At 41.4% G+C, this 9,086-nt stretch carries 7 protein-coding genes; 2 read left to right on the top strand and 5 right to left on the bottom strand.

The features are described from left to right. Positions 1–488 precede the first annotated feature (488 nt). Genes ACQRBJ_RS04470 through ACQRBJ_RS04480 form a run of 3 tightly spaced genes read right to left on the bottom strand, consistent with a single transcriptional unit; the run spans position 489 to position 3,036 of the window. Positions 489–1,466 carry an FKBP-type peptidyl-prolyl cis-trans isomerase gene (locus ACQRBJ_RS04470; protein ID WP_445302948.1) on the bottom strand — a complete coding sequence of 326 codons (978 nt, stop codon included), beginning with the start codon at positions 1,464–1,466 and terminating at the stop codon, positions 489–491. 54 nt (positions 1,467–1,520) lie between these two features. Then, positions 1,521–2,396 carry an FKBP-type peptidyl-prolyl cis-trans isomerase gene (locus ACQRBJ_RS04475; protein WP_445302949.1) on the bottom strand — a complete coding sequence of 292 codons (876 nt, stop codon included), beginning with the start codon at positions 2,394–2,396 and terminating at the stop codon, positions 1,521–1,523. Positions 2,397–2,433: 37 nt separating this feature from the next. Continuing rightward, entirely contained in the window at positions 2,434–3,036 is a 603-nt protein-coding gene (locus tag ACQRBJ_RS04480) for an FKBP-type peptidyl-prolyl cis-trans isomerase (RefSeq protein WP_153123951.1), read from the bottom strand. Positions 3,037–3,178: 142 nt separating this feature from the next. Between ACQRBJ_RS04480 and ACQRBJ_RS04485 the strand changes: the two genes are divergently transcribed. Next, positions 3,179–3,895 (top strand): SIR2 family NAD-dependent protein deacylase, encoded by a 717-nt coding sequence (locus tag ACQRBJ_RS04485; protein WP_445302950.1) that lies wholly within the window; start codon positions 3,179–3,181, stop codon positions 3,893–3,895. Positions 3,896–3,983: 88 nt separating this feature from the next. Here ACQRBJ_RS04485 and ACQRBJ_RS04490 read toward each other — a convergent pair whose 3' ends face one another. Further along, positions 3,984–5,699 carry a Na/Pi cotransporter family protein gene (locus ACQRBJ_RS04490; RefSeq protein WP_445302951.1) on the bottom strand — a complete coding sequence of 572 codons (1,716 nt, stop codon included), beginning with the start codon at positions 5,697–5,699 and terminating at the stop codon, positions 3,984–3,986. 342 nt (positions 5,700–6,041) lie between these two features. On the opposite strand from ACQRBJ_RS04490, the gene rnr reads away from it, so the two are divergent. Continuing rightward, the gene (gene rnr / locus ACQRBJ_RS04495) at positions 6,042–8,342 is read left to right on the top strand and encodes a ribonuclease R (RefSeq protein ID WP_445302952.1); all 2,301 of its coding nucleotides are present in this window, start codon (positions 6,042–6,044) and stop codon (positions 8,340–8,342) included. Between the two features lie 66 nt (positions 8,343–8,408). Here the strand turns inward: rnr and ACQRBJ_RS04500 are convergent, their stop codons facing one another. Beyond that, the gene (locus ACQRBJ_RS04500; RefSeq protein WP_445302953.1) at positions 8,409–8,978 is read right to left on the bottom strand and encodes a hypothetical protein; all 570 of its coding nucleotides are present in this window, start codon (positions 8,976–8,978) and stop codon (positions 8,409–8,411) included. Positions 8,979–9,086: the final 108 nt, after the last annotated feature.

A 9,086-nucleotide genomic window follows, 5' to 3' on the forward strand; every position in this document is an offset into this window, starting at 1 on the left:
CAAATAAGAGAACCAGCAGATTCGCTTTTCCCATTTTTTATGCAAAAGCAACAAACACAAACGTAAAAGAAACAAAGAGGGAGGCATAAGTCCATATGACGCACCTTTTTTTACTCCAGCGGAACCATTGATTAGAAAATATTTCTACTTTCGATATCAGTTGGAGCCTTTGATTGCAATCAACAGCCACTTTTAAGAGCCGTTGGGACTGATGATTGCAATCAACAGTCACTTTTAACATCATTGAAGCCATTGATTGCAATCAATACCTGTTTTCAAGAGCCGTTGGGACTGATGATTGCAATCAACAGTCACTTTTAAAATCATTGGAGCCATTGATTGCTATCAAAGGCTACTTTTAAAAGCCGTGGAGGTTCTGATTCCAGTTTCCATGCCCGCAAAATGTAAAATAGGGATGTAATTAAAAAGAGAGAGGGTATGTCATAAACCAATGACATACCCTTCTCACCTTATTATATATGTAGCAATTACTTTCTCTTCTTTGAATGCGCAGCTTTCTTGGCAGCAGGTTTATCTACCTTCTTGTCGGCACTCTTTACTGCACCCACTGATACATCATCCTTCAATTCACCAGCAGGCTCAGAAGTTACTTCTGGCTTAACGATACTAACGAGTTCTAGATCGAAAACCAATGTAGAGTAAGGTGGAATCTGACCTGCCTGACGCTCACCGTATGCCAACTCATAAGGGATATAAAGCTGCCACTTGCTACCTACAGGCATTGTAGTGAGAGCTTCTGTCCAACCCTTAATCAAGTTACCGGCACGGAACTTATCAGTCTTGGAACCACCATGCTTAGAAGTTGCATCAAAGACCGTTCCATCGATAAGACGGCCCTCGTAGATAACCTCAACCTCATCAGTAGCCTTAGGAACTTCTCCCTGACCAGCCTTGATTACTTTGTACTGCAATCCACTAGGCAAGACCTTCACTCCCGGTTTCTTGGCATTCTCTGCAAGGAATTTCTCGCCTGCACCTGCCAAAGCTTCCTTCTTGTACTCACCAGCTTTCTTCTCACTAAAGATAGTTGTATCATTGGCAATAGCTGCAACGAAACCACGGCTGAACATGGCAGCATCAATAGAATCCTTAGTGCTCTTCAATTCCTCACGAGTTCCTGGAAGAATGCGCTGAGAAACCATCTGGGCAATCTGCATACCGACGATGTATGCTGTGCCCTGAGGAGTATTTGCCTTATCTATTGCTTCCTCATAACCACGGATAAAATCTGCCATATAAGCAGTATCCACCTTATAACTCTGCTGAATGAATGGTATCAAACCACGTGTAGCATGAACACCGGCAGCATAACTCAAAGAGTCGCTTGCTGTAGATAAAACCACTGGGGTAACTTTCTTACGCCCCTTCTTCTTGTCTGCAGCATGAACTGTAAACAAAGAAGCACTCGCCACGAGGACGAGTGCTGTCAATAATATTTTCTTCATATTCTTAAAAGTCCTCTTCCTTAAAATAAAGCTTGAGTTCTCTTACAATATTAATTACTTACCACCTACTGAAATCAACTCAATCTTGAAGATCAAAACAGAGAATGGCTTGATCTGACCCTGCTCACGCTCACCGTAAGCCAACTCCTGAGGGATATAAACTTCCCAAACAGAACCTGCTGGCATGTGAACCAAAGCCTCAGTCCAACCCTTGATAACCTGGTTAGCACGGAGATCTACAGCCTCACCACGCTTGAAAGAAGAATCAAATACCTTACCATCGATAGTCTTTCCCTCGTAGTTTACCTTTACCATAGAAGTATCCTTTGGCATAGGACCATTACCCTCCTTGATAACCTTATACTGAACACCTGAAGGAAGTGTTACAACACCAGGCTTCTTCTTGTTAGCTGCGAGGAACTTCTCACCAGCCACCTTATTTGGACCATATTCCTTCTCCATGTTCTTAGCCTTGATAGCCATCATCTTGGACTGTGCAAGCTTAGCAGCCTCGTCGATTGTCATCAAGCCCTTCTTGCCAGTAGTACCTGAGATGAAACCAGCCATGAAGTTCTTCAAAGAGATAGTCTTGGTAGAATCCTCACCGAATACCTCATGATTGATACCCTTAACCATCTGGTTAGAAATCTGCTGACCAATCTGAATACCTGCATAGTAAGCAGCCTTCTTCTTGTCATCACCAGCATTAGCACCATCGTTAAGACCCTTGATGAAATCATCCATATAAGCGGTATCAACGCCCATACGCTCTACCATAAACTCTTTCAGACCCTGAGTCTGAGACATACCCATGGCATAGCTCATTGTATCAACATCTGTCTTGAGATCTGCCTTAGGAGTTGAATTGCCACAACCTACAAATGTAGCTGCAGCACAAGCCACGAGGGCTCCGAAAAATAACTTTTTCATTTTTTACTTTTATGTTTTTATTCTATGTTCTCTGATATTACTTTACTGCAACAAGCTCTACATCAAAAATCAATGCTGAGAATGGAGGGATAGATGCACCAGCACCACGCTCACCGTAACCCAACTGATAAGGAATGAAGAAACGATACTTAGCGCCCTCGGTCATCAACTGAAGACCCTCGGTCCAACCTGCGATAACCTGATTCAATGGGAATGTTGCAGTCTGACCACGGTCGTAAGAGCTATCAAACTTTGTACCATCAATGAGTGTACCCTCGTAGTGGCACTCTACCTGATCGGTAGCCTTAGGAGCCTTACCATTTCCCTCACGCAAAACCTGATACTGCAAACCACTCTTAGTAGTGATGATACCTTCCTTCTTGCCATTCTCAGCGAGGAACTTCTCACCAGCTTCCTTAGCAACCTTGCCCTTCTCTGCAGCAGCAGCCTGAGCCTTAGCTTCCTGCTCTGCGAAGAAATTCTGTACCAACTCCTGAGCCTCCTGCTCACCGAGCTGAAGTTTGCCTGCAATGGCATCCTTAACTGCCTGTGCAAAATCGTCGATATTCAAACTCTCTGCACCCATTGACGCCAACTGGCGACCGATGCCAATGCCTAAAGCATAACTTACTTTATCCATAATTTATCTAAAACTTTGTATTAATATTCTTTATTTTGTACTTATTGTCCTTAAAACGAGTGCAAAGATAACATTTTTCTCGCTGAAAACGATGCTATTTGAAGAAAAATTACTAAATTTGTGCATTCTTAATAGTAAGATTATGAAGAAACTCGTATTTTTAACCGGTGCAGGCATGTCTGTGGAGAGTGGTTTCAAAACTTTTCGCGGCAATGATGGCCTATGGGAAAACTATCCTGTAGAACAGATAGCTACCCATGAGGGATGGGAAGCTGACCCTACCCTAGTGACTAACTTTTATAACATGTTGCGCCATAAGCTCTATGCCGCTCAACCAAACAAGGGTCATAAGCTTATCAAAGAACTGGAGAAGAACTTTGAGGTAACTGTTATTACACAAAACGTAGATAATCTACATGAGAAGGCTGGTTCTTCGAATGTCATCCATCTACATGGCGAACTTTCTAAGGTTTGCTCTTCTCGCGATCCATACGATTATCGCTACATCAAGGAATTACCTGAGGATGACTGCGAGGTAAAACCGGGAACCGAAGCTGGAGATGGAAGCCTGTTGCGCCCATTTATCGTTTTCTTCGGCGAAAGCGTTCCTATGATTGAGCCGGCAGCCGAAGCTGTACAGCAAGCCGATATCTTCGTCATTATCGGAACCTCACTCAACGTTTATCCTGCTGCAGGTCTGATTTCATATACCAAGCCTCACATTCCTATCTATCTGATAGACCCGGGTGCTGTAAACACCAATGGATATTACAAGATAGAGCACATCATGAAAGGGGCTTCAGATGGTATGAAGGAACTGAAGGAAATATTGGAAAATAAAAACATTCAGAATATATAAACAACAAAAGCAAACAGGGAAGCATCCATTGATACTTCCCCGTTTGCTTTTATTACTTTTATTTTCATTCTATCAATAACATTCTGCATTACACAGCCTCAGATGTTCTGACTCCCATGCGAGCCTCGGCGACATTAACCACATAATCACCCAGTTTTTCGCATTCCTGAATGATATCCATATACAATGTACCTACACCATAGGTATAAAGATGGTTATCCACATCATCCAGGTTCTGGTTTCGCAACTGAGTACGATAATTATTAATCTCAGTCTCGATATTGTACGTATGGTTGAGATTGATAGAATGGCGTTCATGAGCAAACATATAGTTCATCTGAGTCAGCGCCTCATCTACCAACTTAAACATCTGATGAATGTTTTCACTCTGCTTGGCAGTAAACTCCTCCTTGTTTTCACCCTTGCGCTTAATGGTGCGGGCAAGATTGAAGCAACTGTCACCAATACTCTCGATTTCAGAAATCTCACGCAACATCGCACGGATCTTCGCCTTGGTATCATCACTCAGATGAGCATCGCTCACCTGATCAAGATACTTGGCAATCTCTATTTCCATATTATCAGAAATACCCTCATACTTCTCGATACGCTCATAGAGTTTGTCGAAAGTCTTGGAATCCTGAGTATCCAGCAACTCTCTCACCATACTAAACATACGATGGATACGCTCGCCGAAACTGCCGATTTCCTGCTGTGCCTCGAAGACAGAAAGTTCTGGGGTCTTCATGATGCCAGCCTGGATAAAGCGCAAACGGAAATCTTCATCCTCCTTATCTGCCTTAGGCTTGATAAGTTTACAGACAACTTTTTCCAACTGTGGGATAAACCAAATCAGAACGCCCGTGTTGCAAATATTGAAACAGGTATGGAACATCGCCAAAACAATTGGCAACAACTTTGCCTTCTGTGCCGCAGACATACCACCATCAGGATCATACCCCACGATAGAGCAAACGAAATCTACAAATGGATAGAACAGGCAGAGAACCCAGATTACACCAAAGACATTGAATACCAGATGGGCCAAGGCTGCACGACGAGCCTGGGCATTGGCACCCAAAGCGGCAAGATTGGCTGTAGCGGTAGTTCCGATATTCTCACCCATTACCAAGGCAATACCCAGATAGATAGGGAGTACACCCGTAGAACAGAGTAAGATGGTGATGGCCATCACAGCTGCCGAACTCTGTACGATACAGGTTATAAGTGTACCAATCAGGAGGAAGACTACAATCGTAAAATGACTCTTCGTATCAAAAGATCCAAAGAAATCGATAACCGCCGGATTATGTTCCAGATCGAGAGCCTTACCCGCACTACTCAACAGAACGAGCGAGAAGAAGAGGAAGGCGATACCAAAAAGGAAATCTCCGAAATAACGGCGCTTCTTACTATAAATCAGCATAATGCCGAGGAAGAACGCAGGGAATACGACAATCGTTAAATCTACATTATAACCCAGCGACATAATCCAAGCCGTAAACGTGGTACCAATGTTGGCACCCATAATAACGGAAATTGCTTGGGCTAAGGTCAGCAAACCTGCATTTACAAAAGAAACCGTCATAACGGTAGTTGCAGAGGAACTCTGAACGGCACAGGTAATAAAGGTACCTGTAAGCATTCCCGTAAATCGGTTGGTTGTCATAGCACCCAAAATGTGGCGCAACTGAGATCCTGCCATCTTCTGCAAGGCCTCACTCATCACCTTCATACCATAGATGAGCAAAGCTAAAGAACCGAGAATCTGAAAAAAAATCACAAGATATTGACTTGTATCCATAATAATTTGTATTTGTGGAAATATTTGTTACGTTTCAGTTGCAAATATAATAAGAAATCTTCTTATTACGAAATATCTATATCGGATATTTCAAATTGTAACAACATTGTAACATCAGAGGCTTTCCAAAGCCTCTAAAACAGGAATGAAGCATTTCCGATGAGTAGAAAAAGCATATTCCTTTCTTCTACTCTTAAAAAGGGAAAAAAGACGGAATCTGTGCCCATTTTTGTTACATATTTGATAAAAAACGAAAAAAGATGCCAAGAAACTTTGTATTCTCCATTTTTTTTTGTTTCTTTGCCTTATAAAACTATTAACAGTCATATAACAGTCGAAATTATGGGAAAAGGTAAAAAAGGTGGCAAGAGAATGAATAAGGCGCAACTCACTGAGATGCTCCAGGAATTCTTTGCCCAAAGGCCAGGCGAAACGCTCAGCTTTAAAGAAATATTCCGTTCCCTCCATCTTACCACGCATCCACTCAAGATGCTGGCTATTGACGTCATGGAGGAAATGGCATGGGATGACTACCTAGCTAAGGTAAGTGATAATTCTTATCGCTTGAATCAAAGTATTCAGGTGATGGAAGGTAAATTCATTCGAAAAGCAAACGGCAAGAACTCGGTTATTCCTGATAACACTGAAAAACCTATATTCGTTTCTGAACGAAACTCTATGGGTGCACTAAACGGAGACCGTGTAGAGTTCACCTTTTTAGCTCGTCGAAAGAATCATATCAAAGAAGCCCAAGTTAATAAGATCCTAGAACGTGCCAAGGATACTTTCGTTGGTAGATTAAAGGTAGATAAAGACTTGGCTTATCTCGTAACACCTAGTGATGTTTTTGCTCACAATATCATCATACCTAGACGAAAGGTAAAGGGAGGAAAAACAGATGATAAGGCTGTAGTGCGTATCATCGAATGGCCTGATGGAGAAAACAAAAGCCCTATCGGTGAAGTTGTTGACATCCTCGGACAGATGGGTGACAATGATGTTGAAATGAACTCTATCCTCGCACAATACGGATTGCCTTATAAATATCCGAAGAACGTAGAGGATGCTGCCAACAAGATTTCGGGCGAAATCACAGAAAAGGACTACAAGGAACGCGAGGACTTCCGAAAGGTATTCACATGTACTATCGACCCTAAGGATGCTAAAGATTTCGATGATGCCTTGAGTATACAGAAATTAGAAAATGGCAACTGGCAAGTAGGCGTGCACATTGCAGATGTTTCTCACTATGTCACTGAAGGCAGTATCATAGATAAGGAAGCTGTAAAACGTGCAACATCGGTTTATCTCGTAGACCGCACAATACCAATGCTTCCAGAACGTTTATGCAACTTCATCTGTTCACTCCGTCCAAATGAAGAAAAACTAGCTTACAGCGTTATCTTTGAAATGGATGAGAATGCCAACGTGAAGAACTATCGCATCGTTCATACTGTCATTGAAAGCAATCGTAGATATAAATACGAAGAAGTACAAGAGCTTCTGGAAGCAAACGGCATAATAGATGGTACAGGTGAGCCTGCTCCTGCAGAGACTAAAGAACACCCATATCAGGGTGAAAACGCTCTTCAACTCATTACACTAGACAAATTAGCAAAGAAATTGCGCGCTGCTCGATTCAAGAATGGTGCTGTAAAATTCGATCGTGAAGAATTGCATTTTGATATAGATGAGAAGGGAAAGCCTATACGATGCTATTACAAACGCTCTAAAGACGCCAATAAACTTGTCGAGGAGTTCATGCTACTCGCTAACAGAACTGTCGCAGAAAGCATCGGAAAGGTCAAGAAAGGCAAAAAGCCAAAAACGCTTCCTTATCGTATTCACGACAATCCTGACCCACAGAAATTGGAAACCCTTCGAGAGTTCGTTGTTAAGTTTGGGTATAAAATAAAGACAGAAGGCACCAAGGGTGCTACTGCCAAGAGTCTCAATAAACTGATGGCAGATTGTGATGGAAAACCTGAAAGCAACCTCATCCAAATGGTAGCACTACGTGCCATGATGAAGGCAAAATACTCTGTACATAACATTGGTCACTTCGGTCTTGCATTTGAATACTATACTCATTTCACTTCACCAATACGCCGCTATCCTGACACGATGGTACATCGCTTGCTAACCAAATATGCTGCTGGTGGTAGAAGTGCCAACGAAAAACATTATGAAGAGCTTTGTGAACATAGCTCTGAGATGGAACAAATAGCACAGAATGCTGAGCGTGACTCTATCAAATATAAAATGGTAGAATTCATGGGTGACAAACTCGGTGAAGAATTCGATGCCCACATCAGTGGTATCACATCCTACGGCATCTATGCGACGATAGACGAGAACCATTGCGAAGGCATGGTTCCTATGCGAGACATTGCTGATGACTATTACGATTTTGACGAAAAGAATTTTTGCTTGATAGGCCGTCGTCATCACAATAAATATTCTTTAGGTGATGCCATCCGTATCAAGGTTGCGCAAGCAAACTTAGAGAAGAAGCAGCTTGATTTCACTCTCGCTGGTGATTTTGCACCTATACGAAAAGAAAAGATAGCTACAGGTGATGCAAATAAAAAGGATAGAAAGAATTCAAAGCAAAAGACTCGTAATCATCGCAAACGTAAATAAGTAGATATATAAGATTTTTAAGAAAGAAAGGGTTGTCCATCCATGCGATGAGGCAACCCTTTTATTTTAAAAATTAACTTGATAATGTTGCTTGTATTTTGATTTATCAAAAAAGACGATTCCGGCATAATACAGATTGTAGGTAATTCCAGTATATTCGGAATATTGCAATCGATGCCAAAACTGCTTGTTTTTCCCATGATTTAAGCCCAAAACTACTAATAATGTTCTATCATTGCAAAAAGGCAATATAGAAGAATACAGCTCATCCTTATCTATATGATCTAAATCGATAACGACCAAATTCTTTGTGGAAGAATCATATAAGTCATACAAAGTACAAAGTACAGTTTTATAGCATCCTGCGTTAATGTAAGGAAAATAAAGAGATTCAATACTATAACACTTTTCGGGCTGCCAGTAATTAGCTAAGCGAAAAAGAAGTCTGCCTAGCTTATGTTGCAATCTGCCAGGCATCTCATAACGTTCTTCCAATTCAGAATATGCATAATAAGGATAATGCTCATTTATAACATATCGAATAAAGCTATAGGCAGAAGGTGACTGAACACCAAAACCGCGGCAATATTTACAGCGACACAACCATCTCCACCAAGTGCTTAAATAATAAAACATAATTATTTTTTTTTGCAAAGATACAAAATACAATTAGATTATAGAACAATAGAACTCAAAATATACAATAGATAATAAAAGAAAAGCCTCAGAAATCTTTCGAAATCT

The organism is Prevotella sp. SGI.167, assembly GCF_050313615.1.
Taxonomy (GTDB): Bacteria; Bacteroidota; Bacteroidia; order Bacteroidales; family Bacteroidaceae; genus Prevotella.